At 63.9% G+C, this 21,342-nt stretch carries 17 protein-coding genes; 11 read left to right on the top strand and 6 right to left on the bottom strand.

The genetic code is table 11. The features are described from left to right. Positions 1 to 151: 151 nt before the first annotated feature. The gene (locus ACI2KG_RS01825) at positions 152 to 1,003 is read left to right on the top strand and encodes a CAP domain-containing protein (RefSeq protein WP_404660561.1); all 852 of its coding nucleotides are present in this window, start codon (positions 152 to 154) and stop codon (positions 1,001 to 1,003) included. Between the two features lie 154 nt (positions 1,004 to 1,157). Here the strand turns inward: ACI2KG_RS01825 and ACI2KG_RS01830 are convergent, their stop codons facing one another. Then, on the bottom strand, positions 1,158 to 2,132 hold the full coding sequence (locus ACI2KG_RS01830) for a GlxA family transcriptional regulator (RefSeq protein WP_404660562.1): 975 nt from the start codon (positions 2,130 to 2,132) through the stop codon (positions 1,158 to 1,160). A 103-nt stretch (positions 2,133 to 2,235) separates the two neighbouring features. Here ACI2KG_RS01830 and ACI2KG_RS01835 point away from each other — a divergent pair, with 103 nt between their 5' ends. Beyond that, positions 2,236 to 2,847, top strand: a complete 612-nt coding sequence (locus tag ACI2KG_RS01835) for a LysE family translocator (protein ID WP_404660563.1) — start codon at positions 2,236 to 2,238, stop codon at positions 2,845 to 2,847. 150 nt (positions 2,848 to 2,997) lie between these two features. Here the strand turns inward: ACI2KG_RS01835 and ACI2KG_RS01840 are convergent, their stop codons facing one another. After that, on the bottom strand, positions 2,998 to 4,197 hold the full coding sequence (locus ACI2KG_RS01840; RefSeq protein WP_404660564.1) for an MFS transporter: 1,200 nt from the start codon (positions 4,195 to 4,197) through the stop codon (positions 2,998 to 3,000). Between the two features lie 104 nt (positions 4,198 to 4,301). After that, complete coding sequence (locus ACI2KG_RS01845; RefSeq protein WP_404660566.1) at positions 4,302 to 5,207, bottom strand: LysR family transcriptional regulator; 906 nt, start codon at positions 5,205 to 5,207, stop codon at positions 4,302 to 4,304. Positions 5,208 to 5,323: 116 nt separating this feature from the next. Here ACI2KG_RS01845 and ACI2KG_RS01850 point away from each other — a divergent pair, with 116 nt between their 5' ends. From ACI2KG_RS01850 to ACI2KG_RS01860, 3 genes are all read left to right on the top strand, one after another. Then, positions 5,324 to 5,674, top strand: a complete 351-nt coding sequence (locus tag ACI2KG_RS01850) for a cupin domain-containing protein (RefSeq protein WP_404660567.1) — start codon at positions 5,324 to 5,326, stop codon at positions 5,672 to 5,674. Between the two features lie 213 nt (positions 5,675 to 5,887). After that, complete coding sequence (locus ACI2KG_RS01855; RefSeq protein WP_404660568.1) at positions 5,888 to 8,305, top strand: glucose/quinate/shikimate family membrane-bound PQQ-dependent dehydrogenase; 2,418 nt, start codon at positions 5,888 to 5,890, stop codon at positions 8,303 to 8,305. 111 nt (positions 8,306 to 8,416) lie between these two features. Next, a complete protein-coding gene (locus ACI2KG_RS01860; protein ID WP_404660569.1) occupies positions 8,417 to 9,685 on the top strand; it encodes a carbohydrate porin in 1,269 nt (422 codons plus the stop codon). Between the two features lie 72 nt (positions 9,686 to 9,757). On the opposite strand, the gene ACI2KG_RS01865 is transcribed toward ACI2KG_RS01860, so the two are convergent. Next, positions 9,758 to 11,140, bottom strand: a complete 1,383-nt coding sequence (locus ACI2KG_RS01865; RefSeq protein WP_404660570.1) for a PLP-dependent aminotransferase family protein — start codon at positions 11,138 to 11,140, stop codon at positions 9,758 to 9,760. A 121-nt stretch (positions 11,141 to 11,261) separates the two neighbouring features. Between ACI2KG_RS01865 and ACI2KG_RS01870 the strand changes: the two genes are divergently transcribed. Continuing rightward, positions 11,262 to 12,131, top strand: coding sequence for a DMT family transporter (locus tag ACI2KG_RS01870; RefSeq protein ID WP_404660571.1), 870 nt, complete (start codon positions 11,262 to 11,264; stop codon positions 12,129 to 12,131). 8 nt (positions 12,132 to 12,139) lie between these two features. On the opposite strand, the gene dapA is transcribed toward ACI2KG_RS01870, so the two are convergent. Then, positions 12,140 to 13,006 (bottom strand): 4-hydroxy-tetrahydrodipicolinate synthase, encoded by an 867-nt coding sequence (dapA, locus tag ACI2KG_RS01875; protein ID WP_404660572.1) that lies wholly within the window; start codon positions 13,004 to 13,006, stop codon positions 12,140 to 12,142. A gap of 489 nt (positions 13,007 to 13,495) precedes the next feature. On the opposite strand from dapA, the gene ACI2KG_RS01880 reads away from it, so the two are divergent. Further along, on the top strand, positions 13,496 to 15,346 hold the full coding sequence (locus ACI2KG_RS01880) for an ABC transporter ATP-binding protein (protein WP_404660573.1): 1,851 nt from the start codon (positions 13,496 to 13,498) through the stop codon (positions 15,344 to 15,346). A 318-nt stretch (positions 15,347 to 15,664) separates the two neighbouring features. On the opposite strand, the gene ACI2KG_RS01885 is transcribed toward ACI2KG_RS01880, so the two are convergent. Then, entirely contained in the window at positions 15,665 to 16,435 is a 771-nt protein-coding gene (locus ACI2KG_RS01885; RefSeq protein WP_404660574.1) for an IclR family transcriptional regulator, read from the bottom strand. 155 nt (positions 16,436 to 16,590) lie between these two features. On the opposite strand from ACI2KG_RS01885, the gene ACI2KG_RS01890 reads away from it, so the two are divergent. From ACI2KG_RS01890 to ACI2KG_RS01905, 4 genes are read left to right on the top strand one after another with little or no spacing between them, the layout of a single operon-like run. After that, on the top strand, positions 16,591 to 17,400 hold the full coding sequence (locus ACI2KG_RS01890) for a shikimate dehydrogenase family protein (protein ID WP_404660575.1): 810 nt from the start codon (positions 16,591 to 16,593) through the stop codon (positions 17,398 to 17,400). A gap of 4 nt (positions 17,401 to 17,404) precedes the next feature. Next, positions 17,405 to 19,138: an FAD-dependent oxidoreductase gene (locus ACI2KG_RS01895; protein WP_404660576.1), complete on the top strand. Its 1,734-nt coding sequence runs from the start codon at positions 17,405 to 17,407 to the stop codon at positions 19,136 to 19,138. Then, positions 19,123 to 19,443, top strand: a complete 321-nt coding sequence (locus ACI2KG_RS01900) for an NIPSNAP family protein (protein WP_404660577.1) — start codon at positions 19,123 to 19,125, stop codon at positions 19,441 to 19,443. Before ACI2KG_RS01895 ends, ACI2KG_RS01900 begins: the two co-directional genes overlap by 16 nt. Positions 19,444 to 19,481: 38 nt before the next feature. After that, positions 19,482 to 21,155: an FAD-dependent oxidoreductase gene (locus ACI2KG_RS01905; protein ID WP_404660578.1), complete on the top strand. Its 1,674-nt coding sequence runs from the start codon at positions 19,482 to 19,484 to the stop codon at positions 21,153 to 21,155. Positions 21,156 to 21,342 lie beyond the last annotated feature (187 nt).

A 21,342-nucleotide genomic window follows, 5' to 3' on the forward strand; every position in this document is an offset into this window, starting at 1 on the left:
CTTTTCCGCCGGCCAATGGTCTACTCCCTCTTTTGCCGACAACTCGATTGTCGGCGTTTTCATTGCATCGCACGTTCCCGGGCCAAAAGCCGTGGGCTTGTGTAGGATGAGCAGCGCATACCACGACGCTGCCAGTCATAGGGAGATCCATATGCGCGTCCTGTCATCCGTTGCTGCCTTGTCGCTGGGCCTACTGGTTTCGACCGGGGCATTGGCTGCCACCGGCGAAGAGGCGCAACTGATCGATTCGATCAATGTCTACCGCAGCAAGGCCCAACCCTGCGGCGGCGAGGCGTCGCTGGAGCTACCGCCGCTGAACAGCGATACCCGCCTGGCGCTTTCGCCAGAGGGCACCCGCGACCTGCAGCAGGCCATGACCCGCGCTGCCTACCCCATGGTCAATGTACAGGCCATCAGCCTGTCGGGGCCGCGTGATGCTCGCTCGGCCATGCATGCCATCGAAGAAAGCTTCTGCCAGGTGGTGCTCGACCCGCAATTCGTCGATATCGGCGTCAGCCAGGAAGGCCGCGACTGGCGTATCGTGCTGGCCCGGCCGCTGCTCAGCGGCCGCCTGGGCGACTGGCAGGCCGAGGGGCAGAAGGTACTGCAGGAAATCAACGCCGCGCGCAAGGTGCCGCGCCAATGCGGCGGCCAGCCGTTCGCCGCCGCCCCGCCATTAAGCTGGAGCACGGTGCTGGCCGGGGTTGCCGCCAACCACACGCGGGCCATGGCCAACCAGAACTTCTTCGACCACATCGACAAAGATGGCCGCACCCCCGGTGACAGGGCAGAGCTGGCCGGCTACCTGTACCAGCAAGTTGGGGAAAACATTGCAGCCGGGCGTGACACCGCACACAAGGTGGTCGCTGGCTGGGTGGACAGCCCGGGGCACTGCGCCACGCTGATGAACCCGGACTTCCGTGAGCTGGGGGCTGCGTATGCGGTGGACCCGAAGAGCGATGCCGGGATTTACTGGACAGGGTTGTTCGGTACACCGCAGTAAGCCCGGCTGACGCGGTCCCTGTAGGAGCGGCCTTGTGTCGCGAACGGGCTGCAAAGCAGCCCCAGCATTATCCGCAGCGAAGCTGAGTTTTTGGGGGGGCGCTGCGCACCCCATCGCGACACAAGGCCGCTCCTACAGGGAACCGCGCGCGGCTTCAGAGGGGGGTTGTGCCTGTACGTAACTCGAGGGCCGTACACCCAAACCGCCGCCGCACACACTTGCCCAGGTAACTGGCATCCGCCATCCCGACCTCATCGGCAATCTGCGCCAGGCTGTGGCTGGAGTTGAGCAAGCGCCAGCGCGCCTGCTGCAAGCGCATCTCCAGCCACCAGGCCTTGGCACTCATGCCATGGCTGGCCTGAAACTGCCGGTCCAGCTGGCGGCGGCTGATGCCCAGTTCGACAGCCAATTGCTCCACCGCCAACGGCGCCCCCAAGTGATGACGCATCAGCGCTTGCGCCCGCTGCACCTGGCGCCCCTGGCCAACCCCCAACGCCAACGAACGCAAGGCATGGCGGCTGTCGCGCGTTTCGTCCACCAGCATGTCGGCCAACCCTTTGAGTGCCCGGGTGCGGCCGCAGGCGCGGGACAATAGCGCAACGGCCAGGTCGATGGCCGCAGTGCCACCTGCGCAAGTAATGCGATTGCCGTCGATGCAATACAGCTGCTCACGCAACACCTGCAAACGCGGGAAGGCCGCACGAAACTCGGCTTCGTGACGCCAGTGCACCACCACCTTGTGCCCCCGCAGCAGGCCGCAGGCGGCCAGCAGAAATGCGCCATTGTCGACCCCCACCAGCTTGACCCCGGCCCTGTCGGCCTGCCTGAGCAACGCCTGGTAGCGGGGCGCCAGCGCGGCAGTCGCCATGGCATTGCGCCCGCCGAACAGCACCAGGTAGTCGAAACCGGCCATGTCAAGCTCGCCAGCGACAGCCTCGACCTGCAGCACCGCGCCACTGCTGGACGGCACCGGGTCGAGGTTGAGCCCTGCGACAGTCCAGCTGCAATAACGTTGCTGGCTATAGTCCTCGTCGTCTGCACTGAAGCGCAACTTGTCGAGAAAGGCACCAAACGGCAAGAGGGCAAAATCCGGTAACGGCAGGATCAGCAGGCGGATATCGGGTTGCACGAGGCAGCGTCCAAACATGACTATTCAATGTCCAGATCATACCCTTGCAGATCACGCATTGCGCCATAGACTGGCGCCCTCCACAGCACAAGGCATTCCTCATATGGCACTCGACGCCTGGCTTATCTACCTGCTGGCCAGCATCGGCCTGTCGCTGACCCCGGGCCCCAACAGCCTGTTGGCGTTGACCCACGGCGCCTTGTACGGCGCGCGTCGAACGTTGTTCACCATTGTTGGCGGGGTGTTCGGCTTCAGTGCCCTGATCGCCCTGGCCATGTTTGGCCTCAGCGCCCTGCTGCAAACCTCGGCCTCGGTGCTGGGCGTATTGAAGTGGGTGGGCGGTGCTTACCTGATCTGGCTGGGCATTCAGCTGTGGCGCAGCCCGGGGCTGCACTTGGAACTGACCGAACGTAGCGCACGGCTAAGTCATGCGGGGCTGTTTCGCCAAGGCCTGCTGTCGGCCATCGCCAACCCCAAGGTGCTGCTGTTCTATGGCGCGTTCTTGCCGCAGTTCATCGACCCGCAGCGCGGGCTGGCGCTGCAGTTCGTGGTGATGGCGGCGACCTTTGCCAGCGTCGAGTTTTTGGTCGAGTACCTGCTGGCGCGGTTGGCGTTCCGCGTTCGACCTTGGTTGGCCAAGGGCGGCAAGGGCTTCAATCGTTGCTGCGGCAGCGTGTTTGCCTTGATTGGTTTGGCGTTGCCGCTAAGCCGATAATACCCAGGCTGTCGCGCCCCCTGTAGGAGCGGCCTCGTGTCGCGATGGGCCGCAAAGCGGCCCCGGCGATCTGTGTTGGAACGTGAACCGTGGGGCCGCTTCGCACCCCGATCGCGACACGAGGCCGCTCCTACAAGACCGCGTCAGCCTTCAGGCTCGGCGTGCTTTGGCCAAGAAAATCAGCAAGGCAACACCCGGCAACGCAGCCCCCACCAGCGCCACGCCCTGCCAGCCAAACTGGCTGAATAGCGCACTGGCCACCGCCGACCCCAGGGCGCCACCAAGGAAGATACTGGTCATGTACACCGCATTCAGCCGCCCGCGGCTGGCCGGGTCCAGTGCGTACACTTCGCGCTGGCCGATAACCATGTTCATCTGCACGGCAAAGTCCAGCAGTACGCCGGTGAGGCCGAGCCCAATCACGCTGTAACCCGGCACCGTCAGCCCCAGCAACAAGGCAGCCGGCGCCAGCAGCAGCGCCAGCAGCGAGCCCGCCCGGGCATGCCCGGCATCAGCCAGGCGGCCGGCAATGGGTGCGGCGACCGCCCCTACCGCGCCAACCAGGGCGAACACGGCAATCTGGCTTTGCGACAAACCATGCTCACCCGCCAGCGCCATTGGCACCGCTGTCCAGTAAAGGCTGAATGCAGCGAACATCATGGCCTGGTACAGCGAGCGCTGGCGCAGCAACGGGTAGCGGCGTAACAAGGTCAGCAGCGACAGCATCAGCTCGGTATAACTGGCCTTGTGCTCGGGCCGACGTTGCGGCAGGGTCAGGGCCAACAGCAGGATGATCGCCAGCATGACCGCGGCAGCGCCAATGAACACCGCGCGCCAGCCAAAATGGTCGGCTACCAGGCTCGACAGGGGTCGCGCCAGCAGGATGCCCAGCAACAGGCCACCCATGATGTTGCCCACTACCCGGCCGCGCTGTTGCTCTGGCGCCAGGTGCGCCGCCAGCGGGATAAGCATCTGCACCGCCACCGAGCTGAAACCGATCAGCAACGCATAACCCAGGAACAACTGGCCCTGGCCGCTGCTGCTGGTCCCTGCCAGTAGCAGGCTGACACAGGCCAATACCGCAGTTGCCACCATCAGCCGGCGGTTTTCCAGCAGGTCGGCCAGCGGCACCAGCAGCAACAGGCCCAAGGCATAACCCAGCTGAGTGAGGGAGACGATCAGGCTGGCGTGCTCGGTGGACAACCCCAGGTCCGGGGCGATCAGCCCGACGATGGGCTGGGCGTAGTAAATGTTGGCAACGATTGCGCCGCAGCAGAACGCCAGCAGCACGACCAGGGTCCGGCTCAGGCCGGCGGCTGCCGGTTGCGCTGCGGCAAGGGAAGGGTTCATGCGAGGTTCCTCGACAAGGGTGGTTTATGTCGGCCACCTTACCCATACGCGTCAGCGCCGAGAATCCGGCCTCGGCGCAATGCGCCTTTGCGCCATGCGCAACGCTAGCGACTGCACTGCAACAATGTTTCGCAAAAGCCGATAAACGCGCTCACGCGCCTTGAGCCCCGATGATTGGGCAGGTACAGCGCATTGATGCTGTCATTGGCAGTGCCTGGGCTGGCCTGCCAGTCGGGGAATAGCCGCTGCAAGCGCCCGCCCTCAACATCTTCACGCACCAGCCAGTCGGCCAACAGCGCAATACCGCTCCCGCCCAGCGCGGTTTCACGCAACATGTCAGCATTGGCGCTGCGCAGAGGCCCGCCGACGTCCAGTTCAAAGCTTTCCTGGTCGCGGGTCAGGCGCCAGGGTCGCGCTTTCTGCCCATAGCGAAAACGCAGGCAGGCATGCTCAAGCAACTGCCGGGGGTGCTGCAGCGGCTCATGCTCGGCCAGGTAGGCGGGGCTGGCCACCAGCCAGCGCTGGAAGCGCCCAAGCGGGCGGCACACCAGTTCATCATGCGGCGAAGGGTCGCCCAGGCGAATCGACAGGTCGTAGCGCCCGTCGAGCAGGTCATCGAGGCGATCACTGAGGTCGATGTCCAGCTCCAGCGCCGGGTGCCGCGCCAGAAACGGCCCCAGGTGCGGGGCGATGACGCGCCTGCCGAACTCCACCGGCAGGCACAGGCGCAATACGCCAACGGGCTCCTCGCCCCGGTCGGCGACGCTGGCGTCGGCCTCGTCCAGCGCCTCGAAAATGCCTCTTGCACGCTCATAGTAGCGGGCGCCCGCCTCGGTCAGGCTGACCTGGCGCGTCGAGCGGTTGAGCAAGGTGGCACCCAACGCCGCTTCCAGGGCATCGACCAGGCGTGTCACTGACGATGTCGCCAGCCCCAGCCTGCGCGCGGCCGCCGAAAAGCCCTGGGCATCGACGGTGGTTACGAACATTTTCATCGCCAGGAGTTTGTCCATTGGCTAGCCGTCTTCCAAAACTCGGAAAGTTCTTACAAACAGCCGGGCAGGTCAAGAAGCGCACTGCGCGGTGATTGCGTCCATAGTGAAATTACCCCCTTCAAACGAGACGTACCATGACACCGAACAACCTGCTGACCGCCCTGCCCCCCTGCGACCCCACCCGCGCCGAACGTGTCGACCAGCTGCTCAGCCGCCCGGGTGTGCGCGTAGAACGTATCGTCTCCAGTGGCCAGGCCAGCCCGCCCGACTTCTGGTATGACCAGGCTGAAGGCGAGTGGATCGTCTTGCTTAGCGGCGCGGCCGGTCTGCGCTTCGAGCACGAGAACCACACCCGCCTGTTGACACCGGGCGACTGCCTGGACATCCCGCCGCACTGCCGCCACCGCGTGGAATGGACCGCACCCGGCCAGGCCACCATATGGCTGGCAGTGTTCTACAGCAGCGCCACGCCGTGGCCGACGTGAGCTGGCCCCTCTACAACCAAAGTCGCAATGCAAATTTCTCAGCCGGCATGGACGCCTTGTTTAGTGCAATTTTCGGCGCACGATCTAGACTTTTAGCTACACCTAAGCAAGTTCCGCCCTGCGACAATCAGCCCCACAAAATTATGTACCAACTTGTTAATTAGCAAGCTAAGGGCTTAAACTGCGCGCATTCCACCTGCTGAGATCCCTGGCATGAACGAAACACCGCGCGCCTCTGGCGCCACAAACACCATCCTGATCGGCCTGGGCGTGGTCATCGCTCTGCTCGGTCTTCTCCTGGCTGCTGGCGGCATCAAGCTGGCCGGCCTGGGCGGTTCCTGGTACTTCCTGATCGGCGGCCTGGCCATGGCCATCGCCGGTATTCTCATCGCTCGCCGCAAGCAGGCCGGTGCCTGGCTGTACGCGCTGTTCCTGGTCGGTACTGCCATCTGGGCACTGGTCGACGCCGGCCTGGTGTTCTGGCCGCTGTTCTCGCGCCTGTTCATGTTCGGTGCCATCGGCATGGTGGTGGCGCTGGTCTACCCGCTGCTGGCACGTGCCAACGGCACCAGTGCCGGCCGGGGTGCCTACGGCATCGCCGCGGTCATGGCGGTGGTGCTGGTGATCGCCGCCGGCAACATGTTCGTTGCCCACCCAAGCGTTGCCCCTAACGGCAAAGGCCCGGGCATGACCCCGGTTGAAGCCGGCAAGGAACAGAAAGACTGGGCCCACTACGGCAACACCGAAGGTGGCAGCCGCTTCGCCGCGCTGGACCAGATCAACCGTGACAACGTCAACAAGCTGAAAGTGGCCTGGACCTACCACACCGGCGACGTGGCCATCAGCGACGGCAACGGTGCCGAAGACCAGCTGACCCCGCTGCAGGTTGGCAACAAGGTGTTCATCTGCACCCCGCACAACAACCTGATTGCCCTCGATGCCGACACCGGCAAAGAACTGTGGAAGAACGCGATCAACGCCCAGTCCAAGGTCTGGCAGCGTTGCCGTGGTATGGCTTACTTCGACGCCACTGCCGCCATCGCCCAGCCGACCCAGCCGAACAGCTCGCCAATCACCGGCGGTAGCGTGGCAGCCGGTGCCAACTGTCAGCGTCGCCTGCTGACCAACACCATCGATGGCCGCCTGATTGCCGTCGACGCCGACACCGGCGAGTTCTGCCAGGGCTTCGGCAACAACGGCCAGGTCAACCTGATGGCCGGCCTGGGTAACGTGCCGGACTCGTACTACCAGCTGTCCTCGGCACCGCTGATGGCCGGCACCACCGTGGTAGTTGGAGGCCGTGTTGCCGACAACGTCCAGACCGACATGCCAGGCGGCGTGATCCGTGGTTTCGACGTGATCACCGGGGAAATGCGCTGGGCCTTCGACCCGGGCAACCCGGAAGACCGCCAGGCACCACAAGGCGACAGCACCTACGTGCGCAGCACCCCGAACAGCTGGGCGCCGATGTCCTACGACCCGGCGATGAACACCGTGTTCCTGCCGATGGGCTCGTCGTCCACCGACATCTATGGTGTTGAACGCAACAAGCTGGACCACACCTACGGCGCTTCGGTGCTGGCCCTGGACGCCACCACCGGCAACCAGAAATGGGTGTACCAGACCGTGCACAACGACCTGTGGGACTTCGACCTGCCGATGCAGCCGAGCCTGATCGACTTCACCAAGGACGACGGCCAATCGGTACCCGCGGTGGTGATCGGCACCAAGGCCGGGCAGATCTACGTGCTCGACCGCGCCACCGGCAAGCCGCTGACCCAAGTCGACGAAGTACCGGTCAAGCCAAGCAACATCCCGAACGAGCCGTACTCGCCAACCCAGCCGAAATCGGTGGGCATGCCGCAGATCGGCGCGCAGACTTTGACCGAATCGGACATGTGGGGCGCTACCCCGTATGACCAGCTGCTGTGCCGCATCGACTTCAAGAAAATGCGCTACGACGGCCTGTACACCGCGCCGGGCACCGACCTGTCGCTGAGCTTCCCGGGTTCGCTGGGTGGCATGAACTGGGGCAGCCTCTCTACCGACCCGGTACATGGCTTCATCTTCGTCAACGACATGCGCCTGGGCCTGTGGATCCAGATGATTCCGTCGCAAAACAAAGGTAACGCCGCTGCCGGTGGCGAAGCGCTGAACACCGGCATGGGCGCAGTGCCGCTCAAGGGCACCCCGTATGCCGTGAACAAGAACCGCTTCCTGTCGGTGGCCGGTATTCCATGCCAGGCACCGCCATTCGGCACCCTGACCGCAATCGACATGAAGACCCGCCAGGTAGCCTGGCAGGTACCGGTGGGCACTGTTGAAGACACCGGCCCGCTCGGTATCCGCATGCACCTGCCGATCAAGATCGGCCTGCCAACCCTGGGCGGCACCCTGTCGACCCAAGGAGGCCTGGTGTTCATCGCCGGTACCCAGGACTTCTACCTGCGCGCCTACGACAGCAGCAACGGTAATGAAATCTGGAAGGCTCGCCTGCCAGTGGGCAGCCAGGGCGGCCCGATGACCTACGTCTCGCCGAAAACCGGCAAGCAGTACGTGGTGATCACGGCTGGCGGTGCACGCCAGTCGACTGACCGTGGCGATTACGTGATTTCTTACGCCTTGCCGTAAGACCGCGTCGCCTGCTTCGCGGGTGAACCCGCCCCTACAGGACCCACACCGGTCGTTGCAGGAGCGGGTTCACCCGCGAATAGGCCCGAACAGACAACACGAGACACAGCAATGCCATCCGCAATCCGCATCACCCCTACCCTGTTGCTGGCCCTGGCCAGCACCACTGCCCTCGCCAACGACGACCTGCTGACCCGCAGCACCCTGACCGGTGACTGGGGCGGCCTGCGCCATCAGCTGGAAGAAGACGGCGTTAAGATCACCGGCGACTACAGCGGCGAAACCGCCTACAACGCCCACGGCGGCCTGCACCGTTCGGCGCGCTATTCGCAGAACGTCAAGCTGGGCGTGCAGTTCGACCTGTCGAAACTGTACGGCCTGGATAACGGCGGCAAGGTCCAGCTAACCATCAACGACCGCCGCGGCAACAGCGCCTCGGAAGACCTGGTCGGCAACCGCCTGCCGATCCAGGAAAACTACGGTGGCCTGTACACCCGCCTTACCGAGCTGAGCTACGAGCGCACCCTGTTCACCCCGGCGCTGAACGTCAAGCTCGGCTACATGGCCATGGGCAACGACCTCGGCGGCTTGGACAGCGGCATCCTGTGCAACTTCATGAACGCCGGTTTCTGCGGCCACCCGCTGAACATGTCCGGTGGCAGCGGCTGGACCAACTACCCCAACGCCCACCTCGGCGTGCGGGTGAAGTACGACCTGTCGCCCGCCTGGCAGCTGCGCGTGGCGGCATTCAACGTCGACCCCGAGAGCAACGGCAACTCTAGCCGCGCCTGGCACCTGGGGCCCAAGCACACCACTGGCACCGTGGTCCCGGTTGAGCTGGTGTACAAGCTGCAGGGTGAACTGCCGGGCGAATACAAGCTGGGCTACTACTACGACAGCTCCGATGTTAAACGCATTGGTAGCGATGACGAAGTGTCGGGGCGCGGTGGTCACTACCTGCTGGTCGACCAGGCAATGTGGAATGATCAGGCCTCGCCTGGCCGCAGTTTGCACGCTTTCGGTCAATACTCGGCGTCGAGCAAGGCCGCCTCGCCGTTTACCAAGTGGTACGGCGCCGGTGTGGTGCTGTACAAGCCGTTCCAAGGTCGGCCGAAGGATACCGTGGCACTGGGTTACGGCCGCGCCGTGCCCAACCCGCGTAGCCGCGATGTGCTGGAAGATGCCACGTTCAATGCAGGCGAGCAGTTCCCTGACATCGACAGCGCCGAGCAGTTGATCGAGCTGAGCTACGGCTACCAGGCCACGCCGTGGCTGAACCTGCGCCCGGATGTGCAATACATCATCGAGCCAGGGGCGTTTTCCGGGAAAGACATCGACAACGCGTTGGTGGTAGGCCTGCAGGTCAAGGCAACCTTCTGAGTCGCCGGGGCCGCGCTGCGGCCCATTCGCGGGTGAACCCGCTCCTACAGGGGCGCGGGATTGGGCTCGCGTTCAACCACCCAGCGCACGCTCCAACACTTCGTAGATTCGGGCGTCACCTGACTGAGCCACGTTGAAACGCAGGAAATCCCCCGCCGTCATGGACCGACTAAAGGCATTCCCGGGTGCCAGCACTACACCTTCATTCAAGCACGCCCTGGCCAGCGTTGCCGCCTCCTTGCCCTGAGGCAGCTGGCACCAGACGTACATGCCTGCCTGGGGAATCATCCAGGGCTTGATACCAATCGCCCGAAGCCTCGCTACCGTCCGCTCCATTTCCTCGGCTAACCGAACGCGCACACTTTCCATGTGTTTTCGGTAGCCGCTATCGGTAATTGCCAAATGGATTACATCCGCGGCCAAGCGACCGCCGCCGAAGGTTGTCGCAATCTTCAGATCGACCAGGCTCTCGATCCATTCACTGCGCGCAGCGATGTAGCCGCAGCGAATCGAAGCGGAGATGGTTTTGGAGAAGCTGCCTATCTGGATGACACGCGACAGGCCATCGAAGGCGGACAGCCGTGGCGCGGGCGTAGTCTCGAAATCTCCGAAGATGTCGTCTTCTACAATCACCAGGCTGGAGCTGTCAGCCAGCTTCAGCAACCTGTGTGCCGTGACCGGGGACAAACTGGCGCCGGTCGGGTTGTGGATGCCGGAATTGGTTATGTACAAGCGGGGCGCATGCTCGCGCAGGGCTGCGCTGAACGCCTCGATATCGGGGCCGGTCGGCGTGTAGGGTACGCTCACGATGTTCACCCGGTGTGCTTTCAACAGGGCAAGAAAGTTGAAATAGCAAGGGTCGTCGACCAGCACCGTGTCCCCCGGCTCCAGCAAAAAACGGCAAATCAGGTCGATGGCGTGGGTGCCGGACTCCGTCAGCATGATCTGCTCGAGCGGCGCTTCGATCCCGATACCTGCCAGGCGTCGGGAAAGGAATTGCCTGAGCGGCGGATATCCAAGCGGCGAAGCATACTCCGTCAGCTTCACCGTTTCAGAGCGGGCGAGGGTTCGCAGCGCTTTGCGCATGCCCGCTTCATACATCCAGGAGGCAGGCAACCAGCCGCACCCGGGTTTCAGCGCATCGCTGGAGGTTTCCAGAGACTGGCGCGAGATCCACAGCGGGTCGACGGCCCGATCAAGCCTGGGGCCAAGTTCAGTCAACACCAATGGCGCCACCGGCCCGGCCACGTAAAAACCGGAGCCAGGGCGCGAACTGAGGACACCCTCTGCCATCAACCGCTCATAGGCCTCCAGCACGGTTGAAACCGAGACTTGCATGGCCTGCGCCATGGCACGGACCGAGGGGACCCTCGCACCTGGGGTGTAGGTTCGAGAGGCAATCCTCGACTGGATCTCGCCCATGACCGTTCCAATTCGCGTTCCGCTGCGTATCATCACACCCTCAACTGTGCTGGACTCATATACATAACAGTTCGGTTTAACTGTACTGGATTGTACATGGCCTTGGTTAGCCTGTTGGTGGTGTACTGACCTTCGGCTAATCTAGGAGTGACCGATGGAAAGATCAACAAGCGGATGGCTCAACGGCTTCATGGGCGTCGCAATCTTTGCGGGCTCTTTGCCGGCAACCCGTGTGGCAGTGGCGGCTTTCGAACCGACGTTTCTTACCTGTGCCAGGGCCACCATTGCCGCGCTATTGGGTGCGCTTTTCCTGATCGTGCTGCGGCAACCGCGCCCCGGGCGTGGTGACTTGACGTCATTGGCTGTGACAGCGCTTGGCGTTGTTGTCGGTTTTCCGCTGCTGACGGCTCTGGCCCTTCAGCATGTCACCTCTGCTCACTCCATTGTCTTTGTCGGGCTCCTGCCACTGTGTACCGCAGGGTTCGCGGTTCTGCGCGGCGGTGAGCGCCCGCGGCCACTGTTCTGGTTGTTCTCGCTGACAGGAGCCGGGCTGGTCGCTGGCTATGCATTGATGACTGGCGGCGAAGGTTCGGCGGTGGGCGACCTGTTGATGATAGCTGCGGTCGTTGTGTGCGGGTTGGGGTATGCAGAAGGGGCGCGCCTCTCGCGGACATTGGGGGGGTGGCAAGTGATCAGCTGGGCGCTGCTGGTAGCGTTGCCACCCATGCTGCTGCTGACGATCATCAACTTCCCGGCGCCTGATGCCTTCGCCAACGTCAGCGCCCCAGCGTGGTTCAGCTTCGGCTACGTCTCACTGTTCAGCATGCTGATCGGCTTTGTGTTCTGGTATCGAGGGCTCGTGCAGGGTGGCATTGCGGCAGTGGGCCAACTGCAACTGCTGCAGCCGTTCATGGGGCTTGGGCTGGCAGCGCTGCTTCTGCACGAGCAGGTCAGCTGGATGATGCTGGCCGTTACGCTGGGGGCTGTCATCTGTGTGGCGGGGGCCAGGAAATACGCCCTGTAGATGAAGCGTCAGGTGCCGAGTGAGGCCAGTACGCCTTGCAGCTTGCCCCGTGTCGTTTCGGTGCACATCTGCATGGGCTCGCGCAGCTCGCCACTGATCAGGTTTTGCAGCTGCAGCGCCGCCTTGACCACGGCCGGATTGGGCTCGGCGAAGGCCATTTTTATCCACGGCAGCAATTGGTAGAACGTGCCACGTGCTGCTGCCCAATCGCCGCTGTCGACCTGGCGCAACATACGCACGTAAAGGTCGGCCCGCACCTGCGCAGAAGCCGAAATGGCCCCCGCGCCACCCAGGCACAGGTTGGTGAAGATCTGCAGGTCTTCACCGGCCAGCACCTGGGCGTGGCCGTCCTGGATCAGCGCCATGGTGGTCTCGCTGTCGCCGCTGCAGTCCTTTACCGCAGCAATGCGCGGGTGGCGCACGATACGCCGCAAGGTGTCCCGCTCGATGCGCACGCCGGTGCGGTAGGGGATGTCGTAGACGATCACCGGCACGCGGGCGGCATCGGCGATGGTGGCGAAGAAGGCTTCGATGCCAGCCTGTGATGGGCGGATGTAGCAAGGTGCCGGGACCAGCAGCCCGCCAATCTCACGCTGCTGAATTTGCGCCTGGAAGGCCAGCAGCTCATTCAGGTTGTAACCCGACAGGCCCATCACCACCCTGCCCGGCTCAACCCAGGCCAGTACCGCATCCAGCACGGCCAGTTGCTCGGCCTTGGACAGCGCCGCTGCTTCCCCCGTGGTACCGCACACCACAAAACCGGCCACGCCGTCTTCGAGCAACTGCTTCACCAGCTTTTCCATGCCCGGGAAGTCGATTTCATTGGCGCGCATGGGCGTGACGAGGGCGATCCAGATACCACGGAAATTCGACATGCAAAAACTCCTGATGTTGACCGAAAGTCAGCGTCAGCAGGGTGAAGAGTCGAAGTGGTCGGGCAGGGATACCTGGCGCCTTCTGTCTCGTCAGCCCACCTGACGAGACAGCGCGCCTCGGTCAGATGAGCGGCTGTTTCTTGGATTTCTTGGCAACGGCAACGCACGCACCAGCCTGGGCAATGAAGCCCGAAGCGGAAATGGCGTGGTTGGTCATGGACATGCTGACAAGCCCGTTGCGTGGAGATGGCTGGATAATGCTGGGGCGGCGTGACCGCTGTCAAGGCGCGAATGCGTCTGTGGATTTGCCGACGCATTCGCGGGTGAACCCGCTCCTACAATGGACCGCGTGGAGGCAACCGGGGCCATACGCCGCGTCACCTGCTTCCACATAGCTTCAGGCCAATACGTTCGTCTACCGACAGGCGAATGCCGCGATGTGCTGTATGGTTATTGGCAAAGCAAAGAACTGATTTTCCGGAGACAAGCATGCTTGGTATTTTTGAGCGCCGCCTCGACCCCTTCCCTCCCGACGAGGTGCCGCCTCCCCCCATGGGGTTGTTGCGCTTCATGTGGGCCTGCACGCGCGGTGCCCGTGGCTACATCCTGGCGCTGGCACTGCTCAGTGCCGGGGTGTCGATCTACGAAGCCTGGTTGTTCGCCTTCCTTGGCCAGGTGGTCGACCTGCTCTCGGCCTGGCAGGCCGGTGGCACCGTCGGCCCCGGGGAAACCCGTGTGCTGTGGGGCATCGGTATCGTCCTGCTGGTCAGCGTCGGGCTGGTGGCGCTGCGGACCATGGTTCAGCACCAGGTACTGGCAATCAACTTGCCGCTGCGGCTGCGCTGGGACTTTCACCGGCTGATGCTGCGCCAGAGCTTGTCGTTCTTCTCTGACGAGTTTTCTGGCCGGGTGACCACCAAGGTGATGCAGACGGCGCTGGCGGTGCGCGATGTGCTGTTCACCCTGATCGAGATCCTGCCCGGCATAGGCGTGTACTTCATCGCCATCATTGCCTTGGCCGGTGGTTTTGCCCTGAAGCTGATGCTGCCGTTCATTGCCTGGGTCGTGCTGTTTGGCCTGGCGATGCTGTACTTCGTCCCACGCCTGGGTAAAGTCGGGCAGGAGCAGGCCAATGCCCGCTCGTCCATGACCGGGCGGGTTTCCGACGCCTACACCAACATCACCACGGTGAAACTGTTCTCGCACTCCAACCGCGAAGCGCACTTTGCACGTGCCGCCATGGAGGACTTCAAGCAGACCGGTTTTCGCCAGATGCGCCTGGTCAGCCAGTTCGAAATCGTCAACCAGGCGTTGGTGGTGGGCTTGATCATGGCCGCCGGTGGCTATGCGTTGTGGCTGTGGCACCAGGGCCAGGTCGGCACTGGCGCAGTGGCGGCGATTACCGCCATGGCCTTGCGTATCAACGGCATGTCGCACTGGATCATGTGGGAAATCACCTCGCTGTTCGAGAACATCGGCACCGTGCAGGACGGCATGGCCACTCTCACCCGTGGCCCCAAGGTAAAGGATGCGCCGGATGCTACCGAGTTGGTGACCACAGGGGGCGCGGTGACGTTCGACAAGGTCAGCTTCAACTACAACGGCGAGCGCCAGGTGCTCAACGACCTGAACCTGCACATCCGCCCCGGCGAAAAGGTCGGCCTGGTCGGCCGCTCCGGCGCCGGCAAGTCCACCCTCATCAACCTGCTGCTGCGCTTCTATGATGTGGACCGCGGCGAGATTCGCATCGACGGGCAGAATATCGCCAAGGTCACCCAGGACAGCCTGCGCAGTGCCATCGGCATGGTTACCCAGGACACCTCGCTGCTGCACCGCTCGATTCGCGACAACATTGCCTATGGCCGCCCCGATGCCACCGATGCGCAAATTCGCGCCGCAGCGGCCAACGCCCAGGCCGATGGCTTTATCAGCCAGCTCAGCGACCGCCAGGGCAATAGCGGTTATGACACCCTGGTGGGCGAGCGCGGCATCAAGTTGTCCGGTGGTCAGCGCCAGCGCATTGCAATTGCCCGGGTGATGCTGAAGAACGCGCCTATCCTGCTGCTGGACGAAGCCACCAGTGCGCTGGACTCGGAAGTTGAAGTCGCTATTCAGGAAAGCCTGGACGAAATGATGCAGGGCAAGACCGTCATCGCCATCGCCCACCGGTTGTCGACGATCGCGGCTATGGACCGGCTGATCGTGATGGATGAAGGGCACATCATCGAGCAAGGCACCCATGCGCAGTTGCTGGCGAAGAATGGCACCTATGCGCGGTTGTGGCAGCACCAGAGCGGCGGGTTCCTGGGTGAGGACCAAGGCGTGGCCGAGGCCTTGTAGGCGATCGCCCAGCCCTCGCGGGCTCCGCTGTCGCGCAGGGAACTCGCATTCGGTGTGGGAGCCTGGCTTGCCGGCGATGGGCTGCGCAGCGGCCCCAAAAGTCTCAAGTCAATCGCAATCCGTCAGAAGGGTGTCGCCTGTATTGGGGCTGCTTCGCAGCCCATCGCCGGCAAGCGCGGCTCCCACAGAGACCGCTTCAAATCGAAGAGTGACGAATTGTTCTGAAGCGCGGCCGCGAACACCGGCGCAGCCGGTGCCAACCAGCGCGTCGGCTGCTTCGCGGGCGCGCCCGCTCCCACAGGTACTTGCGTTTGTGCCTCAATCCAGCACCGGCCGCAACAGTGCCTGCGCCTCATACAATGCCGGTAAGTAGGCCAAACGTATTTCATCCATGCTCAACCGCGACGCATGCGTGGTGATGGTCAACGTCGCTTTCAACTGACCCGCCCGGTTCAGCAACGGTACACCCAGCACCCGCATGCCAATTTCATACTCCTGGTCGACAATGCAGAACCCCTGCCCCTTCACCCGCTGCAACTCCCCCTCCAACTGCACCCGGTCGGTCTGCGTATAAGGCGTCAGCGCCCGCAGCGGATTACGCGCAAAGTAGTCATCCCGCGCCCCCTCCTCCAGCCAGGCCAGCCACACCCGCCCACCCGCCGTGCAATACATCGGCACCCGCGAGCCCGGCCTGATCGACAAGGACGCCACATGGCTGTAGCGGCTGCGCACCAGGTGAATGATCTCGTCACCATCACGGGTACCCACTGAGACATGCTCCTGGGTCTGCCGCGCCACCTGCTCGATGATTGGCCGCAGCATGCGCGGCAATTGCGCCGAGTCGACGTAGGCCTGGCCCAGGCGCAAGGCCTTGGGCGTCAGCCAATACTCTCGGCTGTCCGTTTCGGCAAAGCCCTCGTGCACCAGGGTCAGCAGAAAGCGCCGCGCGGCACTGGGTGTGAGGCCGGACAAGCGGGCCGCTTGCGGCACGCTCAGGCGCGGTTTCTCGGCGCTGAACAGCTGCATCAACGCCAGGCCCTTCTGCAAGCCGGCAATGAGGTCACGGGGATGAATAGCGGGTGTGTTCATGCAGTGGGCTCGTACGCAGGGGGGAAAAACAACCGATTACTGCGATAACCGGATCATTAATGCGATTATCGCACTAAAAGCCGAGTCAGTGCATTGTTGCCTGCCCGCGTCTGCCTCACCCTTGCCTCCACAAAAAAGCCAATAAGGAGGTCAGCATGATTCGTGGTTCCACTGAACTGGTCGCCATCGTCGGTTCGCCCGTCGCCCAGGTGAAGTCCCCGGAGAACTTCAACACCTGGTTCGCCAACAACAACTGCAACCTCGCCATGCTCCCCATCGACCTGCACGAGGCAGCGCTGGGCAGCTTTGCCGATGCTTTGCGCGGCTGGCAGAACCTGCGCGGTTGCGTGGTCACCGTGCCGTACAAACAGGCCCTGGCCAGCCGTCTGGACAGCCTGAGCGAACGCGCAGCAGCCTTGGGCTCGGTCAATGTCATTCGCCGTGAGCGCGACGGGCGCTTGCTCGGCGACAACGTGGACGGCGCCGGCTTCCTGGGTGCCGCGCGCAAGCATGGCTTCGCGCCGATGGGCAAGCGCGCCCTGGTGATCGGTTGCGGCGGCGTCGGCAGCGCCATCGCCTATGCCCTGGGCGAAGCCGGTATCGCCAGCATCACCCTCAGCGACCCCAGCACAGCGCGCATGGGCACTGTGTGTGAGCTGCTCGGCAATGCCTTCCCCGGGCTCACGGTAGGCACGCAGTTCAACGGGCTGGAGGACTTCGACCTTGTGGCCAACGCCTCCCCGGTCGGCATGGGCAGTAGCGCAGAGCTGCCATTGTCTGCCGCCCTGCTGGCCACCTTGCAGCCCGCCACCCTGGTCGCCGACGTGGTCACCTCACCCGAAATCACGCCACTGCTGAACCGTGCCCGGCAGGTCGGCTGCGCAACCCAGACCGGCCCGGAAATGGCCTTCGCCCAACTCGGCCACCTTGGCGCCTTCATGGGCGTGACGCCGCTGGAGATCTGAAGCCATGGCGACTGATGAACACAGGCTACACAACGTTGACCTGGTTGTGCTGGGCAGCGGCGCGGGTGGTTTTGCCGCTGCCGCCACGGCGGCCCGCCGCGGGCTGAACGTGCTGGTGGTGGAAAAGGCCAGTCATTTTGGCGGCACCTCGGCGATTTCCGGCGGTGCGGTATGGCTGTATGGCACCGACCAGGCCCGCGCCACCGGGGCCAAGGACACACCCGAGGCCATGCGTACCTACCTCAAGCACGTCCTCGGCGACGGCTACGACCCCGTCTTGGCCGATGCCTTTATCGAACAAGGCCATAAAGCCCTGCGTTGGCTGGAGCAGAACACCGAGCTGCGCTATGCCCTGCGCCCGCACTCGCCGGACTACTACCCGGACGCCCCTGGCGCCACCCAGTTTGGCCGGGCGCTGGAAATGGTCGAATACAACGGCAAGCACCTTGGCGCGCGCTTCAAGGACCTGCAGATGCCACCGCCCGGCATGCTGCTGTTCGGCGGCATGATGGTCAACCGCGTAGACATCCAGCATTTCCTCAGTATTCGCCAATCGCCCAGGTCCCTGTGGCATTGCCTGAAACTGATGGCGCGCTATGCACGGGACCGGCTGCAGCACCCACGAGGCACCCGGCTGACCACCGGCAACGCCCTGATCGCCCGCCTGGCCAGCAGCGCCTTCGCCCACGGCACCCAGTTGTGGTTGCGCAGTGAGGCCGTGGAACTGATCGTCGAACGCGGCGTGGTCATTGGCGTGATCGTGCAACGCGAGGGCCGCCGCGAGCGGGTAATGGCCCGCGGCGGCGTGGTGTGCGCCATGGGCGGGTTTGCCGCCGGCGCTCTGGCCGCAGGTTACCGCCCGGCCCAGGGGGCGCCGCACCTGAGCATGTCACCTGCGGGCAACGACGGCGCCGCCCTGCGCCTTGGCGAGGCCGTCGCGGCTGCGGCGGGCGAAGGCCTGGCAGCCAATTTTTTCTGGGCACCGGTTTCCGAATTGCGCCATGCCAGTGGCCAGCGCGAGCGCTTCCCGCACCTGGTTACCGACCGCGCCAAGCCGGGCGTTATTGCCATAGACCCTGCCGGGCGGCGCTTCGTCAACGAGTCCGACTCATACCACCACTTCGTGCAGACCATGTTCGCCAAGGGCATTGCCAGCTGCTGGCTGGTCTGCGATGCCGAAGCAATGAACCGTTACGGCCTGGGCCTGGCGCGCCCCAAGCCAGTGAACAACCAGGCGTTGATCGATGCCGGTTACCTGCACCGGGCCGCAACAGTACAGGCGCTGGCCCAGGTGATCGGTGCCGACCCAAAGGTATTCGCGCAAACCCTCGAGCAGTTCAACGCCGATGCCCGCAACGGCATCGACCGCGCGTTCGGCAAAGGCGGCAATAGCTACAACCGCTACATGGGCGACCCGCAGCACACGCCCAACCCCTGCCTGGCGCCACTGGCCAGCGGGCCGTTCTACGCCATTCGCATCCATACCGGCGACCTGGGTTCGGCCCGTGGCTTGGTGACCAACGCCGCAGCCAACGTGCTTGACCGTAACGGCCAGCCCATCACCGGCTTGTACGCGGTCGGCAACGACATGAATTCACTGATGAAGGGCACCTACCCCGGCCCTGGCATCACCCTGGGCCCTGCCCTCACCTTCGGCTGGCTCGCTGCCAACCACATCACCGCGCGCCTGCAGGCGCCGACCACCCACATGGAGACCCCGGCATGTACTACGAACTGAGAACCTACACCCTCGACCCACTGAAAATGGCCGACTGGCTGGCCCTGTACCAGAGCCATGCACTGGATGTGCAAAGCGAACACCTGGGCAACCTGGTGGGCTTTTTCACCAGCGAGTTCGGCGACGTCAACCAGGTGGTGCACATCTGGGGCTATGCCAGCCTCGACGAGCGCATGGCACGCCGTGCAGCCATGGCGGCGGACCCACGCTGGGCCGAATTCTCGCGGCGCAACCGCGAGCTGGGGGCGGTAGTGCGCCTGCAATCCCGGCTGCTGCGGCCGACCGGCTTTTCGCCGCTGCAGTAAGCCTTGCCCACTTCCCGACGCACTGGTGGAACACTTCCATGCAACCCCTCGAATGTGACGTACTCGTCATCGGCTCCGGCGCCTCCGGCCTGGCTGCTGCCGTAACCGCCGCGCATCACGGCCTGCACGTGATCGTTGCGGAAAAAGCCAGCCAGCTGGGCGGCACCAGTGCCTGGTCGGGGGGCTGGTTGTGGATACCGCGCAACCCGCTGGCCATCGCCGAAGGCATCGTAGAAGCCGACGATGCCCCGGAACGTTATCTGCGTGCGCAAACCCACACCCGCGACCTGGACCCGCGCCAACAGGCGTTCTTGCGTCATGGCCCGGAAATGGTGGCGTTTTTCCAGCAGCACACGGCCGTGCAGTTCCAGAGCGGCAGCCGTATGCCCGACATGCGTGAAGGAGACGGCAGCGCACGCGGTTGCCGTTCACTGTGCGCCCTGCCCTACGACGGGCGCTTGCTCGGGCCTTGGCTGTACAAGCTGCGCCCACCGCTGGACATCGTCAGCCTGGCCGGCATGGGCATCGCCGGTGGTGCCGACATGGCCGCCTTCTTCAACGCCACCCGCTCGCCCAAGGCCGCGCTGCATGTCGGCAAGCGCTTGCTGCGCCATGGCCGCGACCTGCTGCTGCACCGGCGCGGCCAGCAGTTGGTGAATGGCAACGCGCTGGTGGCACGCCTGCTGCGCAGCGCACTCGATCTTGGCGTAACCTTGCTGACCGACAAACCGGCCACTCACCTGTTGGCTGAAGGGCGCGTCAAAGGCGCGCAGTTTGCCGACGGCCAGCTGATCCAAGCGCGCCGGGGCGTGGTGCTGGCTTGCGGCGGCTTCCCGCATGACCGCCAGCGCATCGCGCAACTGATGCCGCATGCACCGGAGGGTGGCCAGCATTACTCGGCCGCCCCCAGGGAAAACAGCGGTGACGGCCTGCGCCTGGGCGAACAGGCCGGCGGCCTGGTTGCTACGACTGCCGCCCATGCTGGCGCCTGGGCGCCGGTATCGCAGGTGCCACGCCGCGATGGCAGTGTCGGCCACTTTCCGCACTTGATCGACCGCGCCAAGCCCGGCTTCATTGCGGTGCGTCGCGATGGCCGACGCTTCGCCAACGAAGCCGATTGCTATCACGACTTCATGAACGCGCTGTTTGCCGCCACGCCGCCGGGCGAACAGCCGGAAGCGTGGTTGCTCTGCGACCATGCCGCGCAACGTCGCTATGGCCTTGGCTGGGCCAAGCCCTTTCCCTTCCCTGCACGCTTTTATCAACGCTGCGGCTATCTGCAGGTTGGCGCCAGCCTGGCGCAACTGGCACAGCGTTGCCGGATTGATGCTGCTCAGTTGCAACGTACGGTCGAAAGCTTCAACCAACATGCCAGACAGGGTGAAGACCCCGACTTCCAGCGTGGCGCATCGGCTTACAACAGGGCGCAGGGCGACCCCATGCAAGCGCCGAATCCGTCGCTGCGGCCACTGCTGCACGGGCCGTTTTACGCGGTCAAGCTGTTGCCTGGCAGCCTGGGTACCTTTGCCGGCCTGGCAACAGACCCTACGGCCCGCGTGCTGGACCACGCGGCGCAGCCAATTCCCGGGTTGTATGCGGTGGGCAACGACATGCACAGCGTGATGGGCGGGCACTATCCGAGTGGTGGTATTACCTTGGGGCCGGGGATGACTTTCGGCTACCTGGCAGGCAAAACGTTGTGCGGGCTGTAGGCTAATGCCAGTCAGTTAAGGCTACTGGAATTGCTGTGCGGCCCCAAATTGCTTAACCGGTCGCTGTTAGGGAGCGCCAGCGCCAGCCGGCAGCTCTGCTTTTGATTTTGCTTCTAAGTGCGCGATAGTCCAGGCGCTACAGATTGCGACTTCGCTCGGCCTCCTGAAGTCGCAATCTGCGGCGCCT

The organism is Pseudomonas sp. NPDC089407, from assembly GCF_044900445.1.
Classification (GTDB): Bacteria; Pseudomonadota; Gammaproteobacteria; order Pseudomonadales; family Pseudomonadaceae; genus Aquipseudomonas.